Annotated in this window: 14 protein-coding genes; 1 reads left to right on the top strand and 13 read right to left on the bottom strand. The window is 61.8% G+C overall.

Features of this window, described 5'->3' with window-relative positions; translation table 11 throughout:
• Window positions 1-18 precede the first annotated feature (18 nt).
• The 4 genes from SJQ66_RS05690 to SJQ66_RS05675 form a co-directional block, all read right to left on the bottom strand.
• Window positions 19-1,287, bottom strand: coding sequence for an efflux RND transporter periplasmic adaptor subunit (locus SJQ66_RS05690; protein ID WP_320534069.1), 1,269 nt, complete (start codon window positions 1,285-1,287; stop codon window positions 19-21).
• A gap of 17 nt (window positions 1,288-1,304) precedes the next feature.
• Entirely contained in the window at window positions 1,305-4,649 is a 3,345-nt protein-coding gene (locus tag SJQ66_RS05685) for an efflux RND transporter permease subunit (RefSeq protein ID WP_024904203.1), read from the bottom strand.
• 368 nt (window positions 4,650-5,017) lie between these two features.
• Window positions 5,018-5,890, bottom strand: coding sequence for an IclR family transcriptional regulator (locus tag SJQ66_RS05680; protein ID WP_024904204.1), 873 nt, complete (start codon window positions 5,888-5,890; stop codon window positions 5,018-5,020).
• 47 nt (window positions 5,891-5,937) lie between these two features.
• Window positions 5,938-7,515 (bottom strand): nicotinate phosphoribosyltransferase, encoded by a 1,578-nt coding sequence (locus SJQ66_RS05675; protein WP_320534068.1) that lies wholly within the window; start codon window positions 7,513-7,515, stop codon window positions 5,938-5,940.
• A 166-nt stretch (window positions 7,516-7,681) separates the two neighbouring features.
• On the opposite strand from SJQ66_RS05675, the gene SJQ66_RS05670 reads away from it, so the two are divergent.
• A complete protein-coding gene (locus SJQ66_RS05670) occupies window positions 7,682-8,251 on the top strand; it encodes a hypothetical protein (protein WP_320534067.1) in 570 nt (189 codons plus the stop codon).
• Window positions 8,252-8,284: 33 nt separating this feature from the next.
• Here the strand turns inward: SJQ66_RS05670 and SJQ66_RS05665 are convergent, their stop codons facing one another.
• The 9 genes from SJQ66_RS05665 to SJQ66_RS05625 form a co-directional block, all read right to left on the bottom strand.
• A complete protein-coding gene (locus tag SJQ66_RS05665; RefSeq protein ID WP_024904207.1) occupies window positions 8,285-9,478 on the bottom strand; it encodes a DUF1501 domain-containing protein in 1,194 nt (397 codons plus the stop codon).
• Window positions 9,478-11,067: a DUF1800 domain-containing protein gene (locus SJQ66_RS05660; protein WP_024904208.1), complete on the bottom strand. Its 1,590-nt coding sequence runs from the start codon at window positions 11,065-11,067 to the stop codon at window positions 9,478-9,480. Before SJQ66_RS05660 ends, SJQ66_RS05665 begins: the two co-directional genes overlap by 1 nt.
• A gap of 36 nt (window positions 11,068-11,103) precedes the next feature.
• Window positions 11,104-11,670 carry a periplasmic heavy metal sensor gene (locus SJQ66_RS05655; RefSeq protein ID WP_024904209.1) on the bottom strand — a complete coding sequence of 189 codons (567 nt, stop codon included), beginning with the start codon at window positions 11,668-11,670 and terminating at the stop codon, window positions 11,104-11,106.
• Window positions 11,667-12,203 carry a hypothetical protein gene (locus SJQ66_RS05650; protein ID WP_157685091.1) on the bottom strand — a complete coding sequence of 179 codons (537 nt, stop codon included), beginning with the start codon at window positions 12,201-12,203 and terminating at the stop codon, window positions 11,667-11,669. Before SJQ66_RS05650 ends, SJQ66_RS05655 begins: the two co-directional genes overlap by 4 nt.
• On the bottom strand, window positions 12,166-12,906 hold the full coding sequence (locus SJQ66_RS05645; protein WP_024904211.1) for an RNA polymerase sigma factor: 741 nt from the start codon (window positions 12,904-12,906) through the stop codon (window positions 12,166-12,168). The genes SJQ66_RS05650 and SJQ66_RS05645 overlap by 38 nt, the downstream gene beginning before the upstream one ends.
• Window positions 12,907-13,108: 202 nt before the next feature.
• Window positions 13,109-14,659: a methyl-accepting chemotaxis protein gene (locus SJQ66_RS05640; RefSeq protein ID WP_024904212.1), complete on the bottom strand. Its 1,551-nt coding sequence runs from the start codon at window positions 14,657-14,659 to the stop codon at window positions 13,109-13,111.
• A 155-nt stretch (window positions 14,660-14,814) separates the two neighbouring features.
• Window positions 14,815-15,621, bottom strand: coding sequence for a carbohydrate ABC transporter permease (locus tag SJQ66_RS05635; RefSeq protein ID WP_046152191.1), 807 nt, complete (start codon window positions 15,619-15,621; stop codon window positions 14,815-14,817).
• A 179-nt stretch (window positions 15,622-15,800) separates the two neighbouring features.
• Window positions 15,801-16,679, bottom strand: a complete 879-nt coding sequence (locus SJQ66_RS05630; protein ID WP_036010949.1) for a carbohydrate ABC transporter permease — start codon at window positions 16,677-16,679, stop codon at window positions 15,801-15,803.
• A 174-nt stretch (window positions 16,680-16,853) separates the two neighbouring features.
• Entirely contained in the window at window positions 16,854-18,116 is a 1,263-nt protein-coding gene (locus SJQ66_RS05625) for an ABC transporter substrate-binding protein (protein WP_036010952.1), read from the bottom strand.
• Between the last annotated feature and the right edge of the window lie 10 nt (window positions 18,117-18,126).

Below are 18,126 nucleotides of genomic sequence, written 5' to 3'. Positions count from 1 at the left end.
CAAAGCGCCGCATGGGTTTCACGACCGGGCTCCGGCAGATGTCGCCTGAGCGGGTGACGATGCCGAACGCATGGTCGCGGCGGTCTCCACGATATGCACGGGATCACCCTCGGCGATCGAATCGCTCGGGTTCAAGATCAAGCGATCGTGCGGTCCGATACCGCTCTCGATTTCCAGCGACTGGCCGAAGTCCTGCGCAATGACGATCGACTGGAGGTGGACGGTGCCATCAGCACGCGCAATGGCCACTTGCGGACCCTGTGCGCGGAACAGCATGGTGTTCCCCGGGATGACGTATTGGGAACGCACGGCAGCCGGCAGCGCGACCTGCACATAGGCGCCAGGCCGCAGCGTATTCTCTGGATTCACCATCCGGATCTCGATTTGCAGGGAACGCGTGGCGACGTCGATGGCGCCCGCGATATGCGCAATCGTGCCTTCGAACGCGCGCCCCGGCAATTCCGCTTGCGAGATGGACACCACCTGCCCTTGCCGCACACCTTGCGCATACGCCTGCGGCACCTGTACGTAGACGCGCAACGTATCGGTCTGCGCCAGCGCGAACAAGGCACGCGTGCTGTTGCTTCCGCCTCCGCCCGCGTCCACCAGGTCACCCACATCGACATTGCGCTGCGTCACCACACCGGAAAACGGCGCGACAATCCGCTTGAACGACTCCAATTGCTTCAACCGCTGCACATTCGCATCCGCGGCGGCCAGATTGGCAATGCCTTGGGTATAGGCACTTTGCCGTTCGTCCAGCTCCTGCTGCGACACCGCATCACGGTCATGCAGCTTTTGCCATCGGTCGAACGAGCTTTTTGCCAGGCCCAGACTCGCGCCTGTCTGGGCACGTTGCGCCAAGGCCTGTATCAACTGTTGATCGATTTCCGGCGTGTCGAGTTCGGCGAGCAGTTGTCCCTGCGTCACCCGCGAGCCAATATCGACATAACGTTTCATCAGATAGCCCGATGCACGCGCGTATATCGGCGACTCCACCGCGCCCCGCAAGGTGCCAGGCAGACGGATAGTGCCATTGGCATTCGCTGGCTTGGGGTTCACCACGTGCACGTATTGTTTCGCGTTCTCGACGGTCGCGGCGGCAACCTCGTGACGCTCCTCGAAGTCGGCAACCGCAATCCGCAGCGTGCCCAACGCCATCAGCAGCAGTACCACCGCCGCACTGAATTTTGCGCGGCGCCAAGCGGTCCCGCGGGCAGGTAACACAGGGGACTCACCGGGCTCCGGTGCGGATATCGCCAATTCGGCATGGTGTTTTTCATTCATCGTTTTTCACCGCTTGATCAGAGCTCCTGCGTACCGCCGGAGTGGGTTGCCGCCGCATACCCCGGCTGCGCCGGGCCATAACCGCCTCCCGCATCGCGGCCGCCACCGGGACCATCGCCACCGCCGTCGGTGCCGTGCCGCATGCCGCGCCGCGCCAGACGGTCATGAATGCCTGCATAAAGCAACGGCACGAAAAACAACGTGGAAACCGTCGCGAACAACAGACCACCGATTACCGCGCGCCCGAGCGGCGCATTCTGCTCGGCGCCTTCCCCCCAGCCCAACGCCATCGGCACCATCCCGATGATCATCGCGCTGGCCGTCATCAACACCGGGCGAATCCGACTGGCGCCCGCTTCCAGCGCCGCGGTCAAGGCTGGCATCCCCGCCGCCGTGCGTTGCTGAGCAAATGACACCATCAAGATACTGTTCGCGGTGGCCACGCCCATCGTCATGATCGCGCCGGTCAATGCCGGCACGCTGAGATGCGTTCCCGTCAGGAAGAGCATCCAGACGATGCCGGCGAGGGCTGCCGGCAACGCGCTGATGATGATCAATGGGTCGATCCAGGATTGGAAATTCACGACGATCAACAGGTAGACCAGCACGATCGCCATGACGACACCGGCGCCCAGGCCGATGTAGGACGCGCGCATCGTCGCCACTTGGCCGCGCACGGTGATCCGGCTGCCGCGCGGCAGCGTCGCGCGGGCCTTCGCAACGAGTTTGTCGATACGCGACGCCACGCTCCCAAGGTCTCGCCCGTCCACGCCGACGAAGATATCCATCACCGGGCGAATGTTGTAATGGCTGACCACGGCAAAGTCCCGTTGCGCAGATACATGCACCAGATTGCCGAGCAACTGCGAATTCAGCGTGCCGGTACCCCCGGCTGCCGCGCTAGGCGCGACCGGCGTACGCAGCAAGTCATCGACCGACGAGATCCGATATTGCGGCGTGACCACGGCCAGGTTGTATTCCACGCCGTTGCGCGCGTTATACCAGAAGCCAGGCGATGTCTGCGCACTGCCGGACAGCGAGACCAGCACATTCTGCGCGACATCCGTTGCGTTCAAGCCTAGCTGCTGCAGTCGTGTACGGTCCATTTCGAGATGGAGCGTTGGCGCATCCATCCGCTGCTGGATATGCGTGTCGACGGTACCGGGTACATCGCGGATCTGCTTCATCAGTTGTGCCGCGGCATCGAAGTTGCCGCGCAGGTCGTTACCCGAAATCTGCACATCGATAGCGGCGGGCAAGCCAAAATTCAGGATCTGCGTGATGATATCGGCCGGCTGGAAGAAAAACTCGACCCCGGGGAAGCGCTTGGGTAGTTCCACACGCAGTTTCCTGATGTATTCAGCGGTGGGACGGTGATCGTGTGTCAGTGCGATCTGGATCTCACCGTCCAGCGTACCGATCGTCCCGGCATTGCTATACGATAAGTTAATGCCGCTATAAGGCACCCCGAGATTGTCGACGATCGTGCTCAGCTCGTCGGCCGGCACGATCTGGCGCACGGCCTTTTCCACTTCATCGGCGATCCGCGCCGTTTCCTCGATTCGCGTACCGGTTGGCGCCCGCATATGCAAGCGGATGTTTCCCGCATCCACCGTCGGAAAGAAATCCTGGCCCAACACGAAGACGAGTCCCAGCGAGGCTATGCAGCCTCCGAGAAAAACCGTTGCGAACATCCGGCGGCGTACGAGCAACGTACTTAGCACCACTATATAGCCGCCACGCATCCGCTCGAAGCCGCGGTCAAAGCGGTGATGAATCCGCAAAAACGTGTTCGGGCCACGGCGAGGTCGGGCGTTGAGCGTAGCGTCCGCGTGCCCCGCGGTGGCATGACCGGGTTGTGCACCGGCGAGCGCTGGCACGACGTGGTCACGCATCATCATCATGGCAAGCGTCGGCACCAGCGTCCGGGACAGGATATACGACGCGATCATTGCGAAAACGACGGCTTCCGCCAATGGCACGAAAAGGTATTGCGCCACGCCAGCCAGGAAGAACATTGGCACGAACACGATGCAGATGCAGAGCGTCGACACGAGTGCCGGTACCGCGATTTCCCCCGCACCGTCGACGATCGCCTGACGTAGCGGCGTGCCCATGTGCAGATGCCGCTCGATGTTCTCCAGCGTAACCGTCGCATCATCGACGAGAATTCCCACCGCCAGCGCCAGCCCGCCCAGCGTCATGATGTTGATTGTCTGACCCAGCATGTGCAGCGCCAGCAACGACGACAGGATCGACAACGGAATCGACACCGCGATAATGCAAGTGCTGCGCCAATTGCCCAGGAACAGCAAAATCATCGCCGCCGTCAGCGCGGCAGCCGTCAGTGTTTCATGGATCACACCCTGGACCGCCGCCTTGACGAAAATCGATTGGTCGAATAGCGCGGTGATATTCAAGTCGGCCGGTAGGGTGGCACTGACCCGCGGCAGCATTCTGTACAACGCCTCGACCACCGACAACGTCGACGCGCTGCCGTTTTTCATGATCGGAATCAGCACGCCACGTTGCCCGTTCTGACGCACCACATTGGTCTGCGGATTCGATCCGTCGCGTACATGGGCGACTTCGCGCAGGTAGGTGGTGGCACCATTGAGCGTGCGCACCGGGATGTCATTCAATTGCGAGATGGTCGGCGGCGAGCCGTTCATGTCGATACTGAATTCCTTCTCACCGATTTTGGCGGTGCCGGTGGGAAGGATCAGGTTCTGGGCATTGACGGCACGCACGACGTCGAGCGGCGTCAGCCCCTTCGCCAGGAGCGCCTGCGGATTCAGATCCACCGCTATCACACGGGTGCGCCCCCCCATCGGAAATGGAATCGATGCGCCTGGGATTGTCACCAACTGAGGTCGCAGCGTATTGAGCGCGGTATCGTTCAGGTCTTTTTCAGACAGTGTCGAACTGGACAGCCCCAATTGCACCGCCGGAATGCTCGACGCCGAATAACTGACCACGGCGGGGGGTGTGGCGCCAGGCGGCATCTGTTTTAAGATGGACTGTTCAATGGCGGCAATTTGCGCGATTGCCGATTCCAGGTTGGCGTTCGGCTGCAAAAAGACCTTCAGGACCGCAACACCAGGTAGCGACTGCGACTCGATATGCTCGATGTCGTTGACAGTGGTAGTGATCGCGCGTTCGTTCGCCGACGTGATCCGCGCGGCCATATTCTCCGCGCTCAGCCCGTTATAGGTCCAGATAACGCTGACCACCGGAATATTGATATTCGGTAGGATATCCACCGGCGTACGCAGCAGGGCCAACGGCGCCGCGAGCAGGATGATGATCGCCATCACGATAAACGTGTACGGCCGGCGCAGCGCTACATTGACAATCCACATCGGCGGATACGCGGAAGGTGAGACAAACGGGTAGCCAGCAATCCCGGTTGATCCACCACGCGCTCCCCTGCGTGCGTCAACCATCCGGAATGCAAAATAATTGCCTGCATGAAAAAGGAGACGGCATTGCTCACCCAGTGCCTCCGGCAGACGTCGTCGCGGAGGGACGGGCCTGCGTCATCCGCCAGGGCCACATTGCTGCGCCATCTCATATTCCACCCGCGATATTAGCGAAACTCGCCAACCGGTAGATGGCGCCAAAATGGCAATTTTGTCAGGAAAGGGTTGGATGTCGCAACGAGACCACATTGCATCGACTGAGATGGGCGCCGCCGGGGAAAACGCCCGAGGGGAAAGTGCCGCGCGGATCAGCGCTCCCGCCGTGCCATCGAGGACACAGCGGCGTCACCCGCGGGGGCCGACACATCGTCTGGTGGGCGCGACGCCAATAGGCACCGATCCGGGAAGATCGTCGGGGACGCATCGTTTGCACCATCGCCCCCGTAACCTAATTCCATCGAGAGCGCCGCGCTGATGGCACGCAAACGCGCCAGATAATCGGCTACCTTGTCACTGGTGATCTGCGATCCCGCACCAGCGATGCTGAGCGCGGCCGCTACCTCCCCGTCGGCGCCCCATACCGGCACGGCAATGGACACCGCACCCTGCAGCACGTCGCCGGCCGTGATCGCATACCGGTTGCGCGCCACCGCATCCAGTTCCTGGACCACATTCATCAAACCGTTCGCGGGAGCCTGCTGCTTATACCTCGAGAGGAACGTCGCCCGGACATCCTCGGGCGCGAAGGCAAGCAAGACCTTTCCCGCCGCGCCGGCGTGGATCGAGCGCCTGTTGCCAACTGCCTCGATCGGATACGCAACGTCATCGCCTTCGCACCGCGCCACGCAAACGCTTTCCATGTTCTGGCGCACACGCAGTACGATACTTTGCTCGACGGCCTGATGCAGTGCATGCATATGCTTCTGCGCCAGTCGAACCAGCGTGTTTTGCCGCGCGGCGGCTACCCCTAGTACAAACGCCTGCGGTCCGAGTGCATAACGCGCGCTGCATGCATCCTGGACGACAAACAGATGCGACTCGAGCGTGCACAGCATCCGATAGGTGCGCGACTTATTCAATCCGAGCTGTGCCGATAGTTCCGTCACCCCCAATCCGGGATGCTCGGCGACGAAGCTCAACAGCTTCAGCGCGAGATCGATCGACTCAACGATGTAGTTCATAAACGTCCGATAAAACCCAACCCGCCAGCCCAGGCGTTACGTTGTTGTCATAATGTATCAAAAAAGGTTGCGGCACGCGCCCGGACAGCGTTGAAATTCTCATCGATCAGCAAGCGTCCGGTATCGAAAACCGTGACCAATGCATCGACCCACACGCCGCCGTCGATGTCTCGCTGGACATCCGCCGCCAACGGCAGTGTCACCGTCCGATACGCGCCGCTTTGTGCATGGCGCAGCAGCGTCAGTCGGCCCGCCTTCGAGCGCTTGCCCGCATCGGTCGACGGATCCTTGCTGACGCCCTGCCATTCCGGTGCCCCACCTTCTCGCGCGATCCGCACCGCGGAACACTTCATTGCAAAACGTTGCGTGTCGCGGGTGACTTGCTGCAATAAGGCGCCGCCCATGCCGAAGACGATATTGTCGATGGCGTAGCCCGCGGCGTCGAGATCCGCGAGAATGGCATCAATCGATTGCGCATTGATTCCGTCACCCTGCAACAGGCGCACGTGATGCAACACGCGATAGCCTTTGCTGTTGACGCTCGTCCCAAACGACGCTTCCAGGGCGCGAAGCGCCTGCAGCACGATCGTTCTCGGATCGCCCGAATCCGGACGCACCACCAGTGTCGCGCCGGAATCGATGACCGCCTGCTTGAGTTCGCCGCCCCATAGCGCCAGCGCCGCGAACAGATCATACGAATCCGAGACGACAGATACGATCGCACCCGGACGCCCGAAACGAGACAACATGTGACGGTATGCATCAGCCTCACGGTCCCGTCCCCATGCGGTAATCGTGCTGTGCTCGGCAGCCGGTACGGAATAGGCCGCCATACCCGCGTGATAGAAGCCATTTGCCGCCAGCACGCCGAGGACGGTATCCGATCCCATGAAGCTGACCAGGTGCGCGGCGCCGCCTATCGCCGCGGACTCGGCGCTGCTGACGCCCCGTGCGCCAAAATCGTGCAGCTTGAACGGCAACTGCGCAGGATCGTCGCTGGTTTTTTCGAGATAGTGGGCGATGCGTTGCCGGATGTGCCAGCTTTGCGTCGCTACCGTAATCGGATACCAGATGCGCAGCAGCATCGTTTCCAGATAGGAGGCCAGCCAGAAGACGGCCGGGTCATCGCATTCGACAGTCATCAACACATTGTGCGTCGGCACGACGCTGCCCTCCGGCACCGCGCGAATGCGTACCGGCAGATAGCCACCGTACCGGTCCAGGATATGACGCCAGCCATCGACGTGAAACGGTTCACCATGTGCCGCGAAAAACGTCTGCGCCTGCTCGATCATCGAGGCCGTGATCGGCCGGCACAGATACTCCTTCAGCAGCATCTGCAGGCCGAAGAAGAGCGTTCGGTCGAAACGCCCACCGCGCGACTCGACATACGAAAACATCGCGTCGATACCGGGCGGATATTGCAAATAATGCGAGGCCTTGTAGGAATCTGTATTCAGGATCGGATTCGACAGATAATCCGCGAACACCGGGTCGGCGGACGCGGGAGGCCGCGAGTCCGTCGTTGGATCGCTTCGCGCGTCCGTGGCTGGCGCATGCGTCGCCGCATCGGTCGAGGACAGGTCGACATGATCGCGGATATCAAAATTTTCTTTGTCGTGCATCGTAGTCATCGGGTGCGCACTTGCCGTTCTCGGGTCCTGGAACTCCGTATGGTATGCGAAGTCATGGGATCGCTGCCTCGGCTGTAGCGCATGCGCTATTGCGCGGCGCTGCATCCGTGACCACTGCATGGCAGAATACCTGCTTCTTTGCTGCACGGAGGCAGCGATGTCGGCGATAAACGCGAAAAGAGTGGGCGTCACCGGGGAGCACCGAGATGGACGCCACCGTAGAGCGCGGCACCGTACCTGCAGCATGCGTGTGGCATGGTGTGCGGTGGGAATCGCCGGGCTTGCCGCAATCGGCTGGAGCGGCGTGCCAGGCGCAATCGCGGCGACCTGGTCCAGTACCGACGCCACGACGACCGAGGCCATTACCAATGCACCGCCGCAGCGGGACACCCCCAGCGCCACGCATCGCGCCCGGTCCGGCAATACCAAGACTCGCACGCTGTCCACGCAAGGAAAGTCGCGGCGCGCCGAGGCTGGCACGGTGACGGAGACGCACACGGTCGTCACCACCACGCTGCCAGGTACCGGCCGGAGCGCCAACACCGTGACAATCGGGTCGCCGCAAGTGATGTTGCAGCCTACGGGAAGTCCGGGCGGAGGCATGAATGCGGCGCCCTGCGTGCCGCTCCATTTTGCGATCGGATATCCACCGCAGGGACAATCGTCACAGGTCGACAGCTGGTATTGCCCACTAGGGCAATCCGGCAATCACGTTGCGCCACGCTGACGCCCGTGCCGATCGATTTCAAGCTTGACGGCATCAACTCCGCAAAATGCCATCGCGCATCGCGGGACTCGGCGACTGTGGGAACAGTGCGGTATTGACGCGACGTGGGTCGAGGCGGAATGTCTCGGCGGCGGCCGAGGCGATCAGACTGTCCAATGCCAGCGTCGCACGCAAGTCGCGACCTTCATTGAGCGCCTGCGGCGACAAGCCCGGCCAGTCGGCCAGTATCCGCCCTCCCTTCACCGCGCCGCCCAGGATCATCGCCGCAGACCCCGTCCCGTGATCGGTGCCGTTGGTACCGTTGACGGCCGCGGTGCGGCCAAACTCGGTGGCCACCACCACGGTCGTATACGCCCACTGCGCGCCCATTCCTTCCTTCAACGCCGCCAGCATCGTATCGAGCGATTTCAAGGTATTCGCCAACCTGGGGTTTTGCGCCGTATGCGTGTCCCAACCGTTGGTCTCGATCATCGCGATCCGTGGTCCGTCCGGACGCACCAGGAATCCGGCTGCCATCTTGCCGATTGCCGCGGGATCCTGCTTCGTACCGATCGACCCCGCAAGGTGACGCGTCTGCATGGCCGAGTCCCACAGCGGATGCAGTTGCGCGTCCTCGGCATAAAGCCGGGATACCCGCAACAGCAGATCGTCCTGTGCCTGGCCTAACGAAGACGGCGCATACGACGTGACATCAGCACGGCCGCGCAATGCGAGCGGCACCGTTGGTGCAAACGCGATGGCGTCATCACGATGTACGGACGCCTGATGCCCGCCCGTGGGCGGGAGCAACGCCACCAATCGGTTCAACCAGCCATCCCTGATCTGATAAGGCCGCAAGCCTCCCGTTTCCAAAACGTTCTGACCGTCGAAATGCGAGCGATCCCGATAGGGCGATGCCACCGCGTGGATCATCAACGCCTCGCCCTGGCCGTACATCACGGCGGTCTGCACCAAGGACGGGTGCAAGCCAAACGTGCCGTCCAGCTTGTGCAACGTGCCGGGATCGAGCGCCAGTTCGCCGCGTAGTCGCGCATAGGCAGGGTCGGCATAGGGTACCACGGTGTTCAAGCCGTCCGCGGCGCCCCGTTGAATGACGAAGACGAAGCGCTGCGGTGTATCCACGGCGGCAAAGGCGATGCGTGCACCGCCGAACATTGTGCCGGGGAAAGCCGTCCAAGCTGCCAGCGCACCGGCGCGGCGCAAGAAATCACGACGTTTCATCGTCATTACCTCCGTAAAAAATCAGGCGATACCATCAGTAACGCGAGTGCCTCGGAGGCGCTCTCGGCACGTGCAATTTCGTTGGCGGTTGCTGGTGAAAGACTGCCTGCAAGCCACACGGGCCCGACGGTACGCGCGTCGACGCGGTCGCCGACCCGGGACGCCAGTCGCTGCGCGAACTCCACGCGCCGAACCAGGGCATCGGGCGCGGCCCAACTCGCGGCGATGTCGTCATAGCCCGCCGGTGATCCTGGTTGCCATATCGGCTGGCCGAGCTGACGCAACAGCGGCGCGGTCTTGTTCGCTTCGGCAGTTTGCCAACCCAGGCCCCGCGTTGCCGACACCGTCCACTCCCACGGCGTCTTGAACTTCGCATTGACGGGGTGCCACGCTTCCTTCGCATCGATCAATGCCCGGTAAACGGTGGGCAGATGGCCATCGCTCTTTTGGAACGCTTCGGCGAGACGCGCCACCAGCGCCGGCGGCGGGTCGTCAGCCACGAAATGCACAGCCAGTTTGCGAGCGATATGTTGCGCGGTAGCCGGCGATGTCGCGAAATCGTGCAGCATCGTCAGCCCCTGCTGCACGCCGCGCGGTCCGGGCAAATCGGAATAGGTCCGCCCCATTACCGTTCGCTCCCCTGGCTCGTGCGCCTGCGGCCGAAAGACGAATACCCCTGGCGGCAACGGCGTGGGAGCCTGCGCCGCCTGGAGCCCCGTCACGCTCCATCCGGTCAGCGCCTTTGCGAACTCCGTGACATCCTGCTGCGTATAACCACTGCGAACGCCTAGCGTATGCAGCTCCATCGTTTCCCGTGCGAGATTCTCGTTCAAGCCAGGGCGACGGGCGGCATTACGCGCCTCGGCACGCTCCGCCGCCACGCTGTCCGGACCGATCGATTGCGCCTGATCGAGGAAATACTGCATCGCCGGATGCTGTTCCACCGCCACAACCATGTCCTCGAACTGTCCGAGTACATGCGGCCGAATCGCTTCCGCCTCGAAGGCGCCGGCCATCAGCGTAACCGGCTGCTTGTCAATAGAGACGGCGAAATGGTTCGACCAGAAATACACCAGCCGCTCGACAAACGGCGTCGGCGTCGTCAGCGCCCCGGTGAGGCGTGCGTCCACGGCGGACCGATAGGTATCGCGGATCGCTTCGTTGTATAACCTGCGCTGCGCGGCAAGCGGAGTCTCGTTCGGGTCTGCCTTGCCAGCCTGCGCATCCGGCGTGACCGGCGCATTCCGATTCGCTTGGCCGCGCTGTCGCATCGATGGCGTCGGTGTTGATGCAACCGACGGTGGCGTCCTCCCGCCTGCCTGCGCGACGTCAGACGGATTGCCGCCCTGCTCGCGGGCAAGCCGCCGCAGCGTTGCTTGCCCCTCGCCCAGACGCGCGGCCAATGTCTGGGTGCCGGGCTGTTGCTGCCAGACAGCTGGAATCGTCTGCGCGACGGGTACGTCAAGCTGCGCATGCAGCCAGGCGGCCGGATCGGTCGGGGCCGCCTCGTCAGGCCGCGCACCCAGGCCAAAACGATTCAGTGCGATGGCAGCCGGCGTTGCGCGGACCGCCGTGGGCGGTTGCCACGCACGCATGGCGGATGGAGAATGCCTTTCTTGCTGTGTCATGGCTTACCTCGTGCTCGCACCGGACTCCGGCGCGACCGGCCGCAATGGTCCATGCCGCTGCATGGCATCAACCATCTGCAGCCGTTCGGGTGGCGTCAACGTCGCGGCGAACGTTGCAACCGTCGTTTCGATGCGGGCGCGTAGCGCGATGTCCGCATTACGCGTACGCGCCAGTGCATCGCGCAGGGCATCCTGATCGAGATTGGGCGCGGACAGCAGTCCCGCTATCTGCAGACGGCCGTCACGTGCTGCCAATGCCAACGCACGGGTCTCCGGATCGCGACGCGTCGCTTTCAATGCCGCCGCGAATGCCGCCTGGCGCGCGGCGGGCAACTGATCTGCCGCATAGCGCAGGCCCCGCTGCTGCAACGCATCCAGCCGCGTCTGCTGCGCATGCCAGCGATACAACCCGCCGCCAGCCGCACCCAGCAAGAACACATTCAACACGATCGACGCCACGAGCCAGCGGCGTGACGCGGTGACAGCGCCTTTGATGACGGTCGATGAAGGCGCCCGTCCGGCCCTCCCGCGGACGCTGTCGGACGCCTCGGCGCCGTTCCACTCTTTCATTGCTCACTCCAGTCGGTCACGGAGCCTCCGAAAACCGTCCCGCGATACAGCGGTTCGGCGGCGTTTTGCATCCCGAGCCCATCGAGGGTCGTCAACGTCGCGGCATTGGCGGGAAACCAGATCGACGTCAGCATCGCGCCACTCGCCACCCCGGCAACCCCGACGAAAGCGACCAGACCGGCCATCACCGCAACGCGGGCGCGGCGCCATCCCTCGGCCAGCGTCCAATGCCGCAATGGCCCGGACGCGAACGTCGCAAGCACGTCTTGTACTTCCTGGGCGGTAATCGCAGGTACGGTGTCGCGCGCCAGGAGCGCATCCAACGCCGACGCCGATGCCAATGCGCTGCGTGCGCCATCGGCATCCGATCCGGTTCCGTCCAGCAGGCGCTGTGCGGCACCCCGTTCGGCGGCCGGCCAGCGCGACGCGCAGCCGCCGTAAGCATCGGTCAGCGCCTCGAACCGCGCCAGCGACATGGGCGCGAGGGGAAAGCGGTCATCTTCCATGCCGGACCGCGCGTTCGAATTCGTCATGATCTTGTTGCCTCCCGATGTCTGAGCCCGATTGCTCCGGTCCCGTTCTCTTCGACTTCACAGACACCCCCGGCGCTTTCGGTTCGTCCAGCGTAGCCCGCAGTGTTCGGCGTGCACGAGCCAGCAGACTTTCCAGCGCTTCAACCGAAATACCCATGATCCGCGCCGCTTCCACATTGCCGCACTCCTGGTAATACTGCAGCACCAAGGCCTCGCGTTGCCGCGTCGGCAAGGCTTGTATCGCGGTACGAATGCGGGCCCGCTCGGCCTTCGCCGCGAGGACGTCCTCCGGGCGCGGTGCCGGATCGTCAGCATCGCGCCCTTGCAGCATCCCGTCGTCAGCGGCAAACCCATCTCGATGATCATCGAAACCGGGCTGTGCGCCGTAGACGGCCGGAGCCGGGTGATCGCTTCGGCGCAGGCGTCGCAGTCGGTCGTAACAGAGATTCAGCACGACACGATGCAGCCAGGTATCGAAGCGCGCAACGCCGGGCTGCCACTTGCCCGCCTCACGCCAGACACGCAGGAAAACCTCCTGCGCAACATCGTTCGCTTCATCGCGGTCGCCAAGCAGCCGGGTCGCGAGCGATAACAGCCGAGGCAGCTTCTTGGCGACGAGTTCACGAGCAGCGGGAGCCTCCCGGCGTCCCACGCGTTGGATCAAGTCCCAATCCGGGTCGGCATCCGGTTCCGGGGCTGTCATGCGCGGCCTTCTCCCCCTGGTGCGCACGCGAGCGTACGCCGGCGTGTCCACATGCGTCGTTTATCTTCACATCACCGCGATGGCGGCGATACGCGCTTATCTTATTAAACGCCGGGGCAACGCCAATCCGTCGCGCTTTCTATTAATATTTTTTTCGCGACGTTGTCGGCAAAGGGCGGCCGTGCTCTCAGCCGCCCTGGGGTCATATGCGGAAGCGGTTGGCGCTGGACTGCAAGACCCGCGACTGGTCTGCCAGCGACAAGGCTGCCGCCGCGGTTTGTTCGACCAACGCAGCATTCTGTTGCGTCGACTCGTCCATTTGATTGACCGCCTGGTTGACCTGCTGAATGCCATCGGTCTGCTCGCGCGACGCCAGGCTGACGCTGTCGATGATGTGATGCACACGCGAAATGGAGGCGACGATCTCGGCCATCGTCTTGCCGGCCGTCTGCACCAGACCGGCGCCCGCTTCCACGCGGCCGTTGGCCGCATCGATCAGCGACTTGATTTCCTTCGCCGCATTCGCGGAACGTTGTGCCAATGTGCGTACCTCACTGGCAACCACGGCAAAACCCCGCCCCTGCTCGCCGGCCCGCGCCGCCTCGACCGCCGCATTCAGCGCCAGGATATTCGTCTGGAACGCAATCGACTCGATGACACTCGTGATCGATGCCATCTGTTGGGACTGTGCGCTGATCGCCGTCATCGTCTCGACGACCTGATCCATCACGCCCCCGCCATTGCGCGCGATGGCGCTGGCCTGTTGCGCCACGTCGCTGGCCTCGGTCGCATTCGCATGGTTTTGCTTTACCGTTGCGGTCAGTTCTTCCATGCTTGCGGCCGTCTGCTCCAACGCGGCTGCCTGGGACTCGGTACGCCGTGACAGATCGGCGTTGCCTGAAGCAATTTGCTGCGTCGCCGTTGCCATTGCCTCACTGCTGGAGAGCATCGCTTGCAGCGTCTGTCGCAATCCGTCACGCATCTCGGCCAGACCGCGCATCATCTCGCCCATCTCATCACCGCGACGCGTGTCGATCGGCGTGCTCAGATCGCCACCGGCAATCCGGCGGCACGCTTGCAGGGCTTGCCCCAGCGGCACGCTGATCGCGCGCTGCACCCCGATGCCACACGCGATGGCGATTACCACGGCCACCGCCAGTAACCCGATCGAACCCAGGCTCACCCAATGCAACAGATCCTGGAAGGCGTTGTAGTCCTGCTCCCCTTGCTGAAGCAGGACATCATTCAGTTTGGTCAACGACTTGGTCAATGCCAGCGCCAGGTTCGGCGTGGTGTTCATCGTGATATTCTGCGCGCTTGCGGTATCGCCTGAGGCGATGCCATCCAAGGACGGCTCGATGCCCTCCGAGAGCAGCTTCAAAAAGTCGGCATTGACGGCGTCGGCAAGCCGCTGTTCCTCCTCCGATTTCGGCAAGGCCTGATAGCGGGCGTAGGCATTCTTTGACGTCGTCAGGTAGGCGCGTGCTTTTGTCACGAGTGCGCGGTTTTCATCCGAGCCCGATGCAAGGGGCCGTAACAACCCCCGATCGATCGTGACGCGCGTAATCGCCAAATTATATTTGAAGTCACCCAGCGCAATCGCGGCCGCCGTCTGCACGGAGTACGTCTGCTTCAATGCCGTGCTACCTGACCGTGTGGCGAACTGGCCTGTGCCGGCCACGGCGAACAGTAGCACCAACAGGCAGCCAAAAGCCGCGAAAACACGGGACTTGATCGAGAGTTGCTGCAACATACGTGTTTACCCATAGGCGAGCCGACGCGCCCTATGCGCATCCGGTACGCACGTAAACGGCTGAATGAATAAAGACTTCAGTAAATTTACAATTCACGTTGGCTGATCAACGTATAAGAACAATTTGCCGGACAAATGATGCATAACGGTCTTTTTTACCTGATACCGGCGCGTAAAAAAGCTTGTATGAATTGCCGCTGGAAAATCAAGAAGCCAAGGGTCAGCGGCGCGATCGTCAATAGCGTCCCGGCGCTGATAACCGAGATGTCAACGCCATTCTCAGGCGCGCCGAACAGGGACAAGCCGACGGTAACCGGGCGCGTTGCCGCCGAATTGGTCACGACCAAGGGCCAGAGGAAACTGTTCCAGTGTGATGATACGGATACCAATGCATAGGCGAGATAAGTCGGTCTGACGGCTGGCACATAGACACGCCACATCACGCCGAACCAGGAACACCCTTCTATACGCGCGGCCTCATCGAGTTCGCGCGGCACCTGTCGAAACGCCTGCCGAAGCAGAAAGATGCCGAAAGCGCTTGCCATATAGGGCAAGCTTGTTCCCAGGTAGGAATCAAACAAGCCCAGCCGGGACACCATCCGATAATTCTCCAGGATCAAGACCTCGGGCAAGACAAAAAGCTGAACCAGCACCAGACCAAACAGAATGTCTTTGAAAGGCAGATCCAATCGTGCGAAAGCAAAGCCCGCAAACGTGCAGATCACCAATTGCCCGCAGAGAATCGTCGTGCTTAAAACGACGGTATTGAAAAAAAAGCGCGGCCACGGCGCCGCATGCCACGCCGTAATGACATTGGACCACGTCAACGGAGCACGCCAATCAAACGTGAGGGTTGCTTGCGCGGTATGAAATGCAGCCCACATGGCGAACAACAACGGTGCGATCCACACCACCGCGAGCACCCATGCACCCAAGGTGTCAAGAAACGTGGCAAACGCCATCCGCCAGGGGCGCGGCGGCGCGGGGTGGTTGTCCCGCGCGTCTGCGCGATAGGTTTGATCCGATTGCGTAATGCCCATTACCTCTCCAAGCGACGCGGCATGTGCGGTTGCAGCGCGGGTCGGATTGATCGACACCGGGGGCAATGGATTGGATGTCGGATGCGCGCCGTCAATCGATATCATTGATAGTGCGTCCGGCGTTCGGCGACGATGAATTGCACGATACCTACCACGGCCAATGCCCCAAGTACCAGCACTGTAATCGCGGCGGCCGTCGACTCATCAAAATAAGCAAACGCGTTTTCCCATATCCAATAAAGCAGGAGCTTCGATGCGTTGTCCGGCCCGCCTTTGGTCAAGATGAACAAATGGTCGATCAAACTGATGGACTGAATGGTCGCATTGACCATGACGAACAGCGTGGTGGGCATCAATAGCGGCAAGGCGACCCGGCACGTGTAATACCACCGCCCCGCGCCCTCTATCACGGCAGCTTCCTTCAACTCCGGCGGAATACTCTGCAATGCGGCGAGGTAAAACAACATGAAAAAACCCGCTTCCTTCCACACGGTGACAGCCGTTACCGCCCACAGTGCCGTGCCGGGTTCTCCCAACCAATTAATCGACGGCGCGCCGAACCATGCGCCGATGCGATCGAACAACCCGAGGTCAGGCGTATAAAAGTAGAGCCACAAATTGGCCGCGGCGATCATGGGCAACAAAGTCGGGGTGAAATAGGCCAACCGCACGAATGCCCGCCCCGGCAACGCGGCGTTGGCCCAGAGCGCCATGCCCAATGCGATACCGGTGGAAGCCGGAATGGTGACCGCGGCATAGATCACGTTATTTCGCAGTACCTGATGAAACGTCGGGTCATCGAATAACGTGCGATAGTTTCCAAGTCCGACGAAGTGCGCCGGCCTGGCAGGTATGCCGACACGAAAGACACTGTCCCAGACCGTGGAAAGCGTTGGATAAAACGCAAACAACGTCAGGAGGATCAAGGCAGGCGATACAAAAATAAGTCCGACCCATCTTGATTCACGCCATGCGCGCATGCGCACGACGGAGGAAGCGGCAGCGTGAACGGACATCACCCGGTTTCTCGAAATATACGTGGCGTGTGGGACGGACGCGCAAGGCGGAGCAACGGTGCGATGCGGCACCAGTGCGACGACTTACCCTCCTTGACCCGCAAGAGGATGTGGCGGATGCGACTGGCGTGCCGCACGTCAGCGATAGCGCGCAAGAATACGGTCCGCGGTCGCCTGCGCCTTGTCTAGGGCCTGTTGCGGCGTGGTGGTGCCGGTGATCGCCGATTGCAGCGCATTGTTCAACGCTTCGCGAACACGGGCCGAGTCGTGGGTCGACAACTCTGGAACCGCCACTTTCAATTGATCGCGGGCGACCATCGCCTGCGGAAACGTGGCGCCATATTCACGCAACGCTTGCGTCTGGTAGGCCGGCTCTGCGGTACCGACGTAGCCTGTCGCAATCGACCACCGCGCGGCTTGTTCGGGCGCCGTCATCCAGCGGATAAATGTCAGGGCCGCCTTCTGCTGATCCGCGTTTGCCCCCTTGAACAAATAGAAATTGCCACCGCCCGTCGGCGAGCCGGCACGCTTGTTCGCAGGCAACATCGCCACGCCGAAGTCAAACGTTGCATCATGTTTCACAGCCGTCAAATTACCGGTGGTGTGCCACATCATCGCCGTCTTGCCCTGCACAAAAGCCTGACGCAACGTGCTCCAATCGATGATTCCCTGCGGGCTGACCTTGGCGTCCTTGGCCAGCGACACCCAATACGCAAGGGCCTGCACCGCAGCGGGGCTATTGAACTTGACGTGCGTACCGTCTTCGCTCATCAGCGTCACACCGTTTTCGATGGCCAATGCCTGGAACATCCAATAGGGAAAACCGCCCGACGGGATCATCAGGCCGTAATGGTCTGCATTGGTCAGTTTTTTCGCATCGACCAGCATCTCGTCCCATGTCTTTGGCGGTTTGTCGGGATCGAGGCCCGCCGCCTTGAACATCGCTTTGTTGTAGTACATGACGATGGTCGAGCGTTGGAAGGGTACGCCCCAGACATGATTCGCGACGTTGCTATTTGCCAGTAATGCCGGATAAAACGTCTTGAGCCAGGCACCGTCGTCGCCCGCGGCCTGATCGAACGGCACAATCAGATCGTGGTCGATCAGGTCCCATGTGTCCAGCGCACCCAGGACGGCGAGTTGTCCGGATGACCCATCGCGGCTATGTGATGCGGAAACCGCACGCACCCGTGTCTGATCATAGTCACCGGCGTAGATAGCCTGAACCGCAATATCGGGATGTTGCTGCTGGAATCTGGCAATCAGCCCGTCCATGATCTTGGTTAACGGCCCCCCTACAGAGATGGGGTAATACATCGTCAACTTGGTTTCCGCATGCGCGGCTGCCCCCCATCCCATCGCCGCGATGCCCCACGCCAATGATAGAGCGGCGCGTCGGATGCGGCGACCG

This window comes from Robbsia andropogonis (genome assembly GCF_034047095.1).
GTDB lineage: Bacteria > Pseudomonadota > Gammaproteobacteria > Burkholderiales > Burkholderiaceae > Robbsia > Robbsia andropogonis.
Note: the sequence above shows the minus strand (reverse complement) of the source record. Positions and strands in the feature narration are given on the sequence as shown.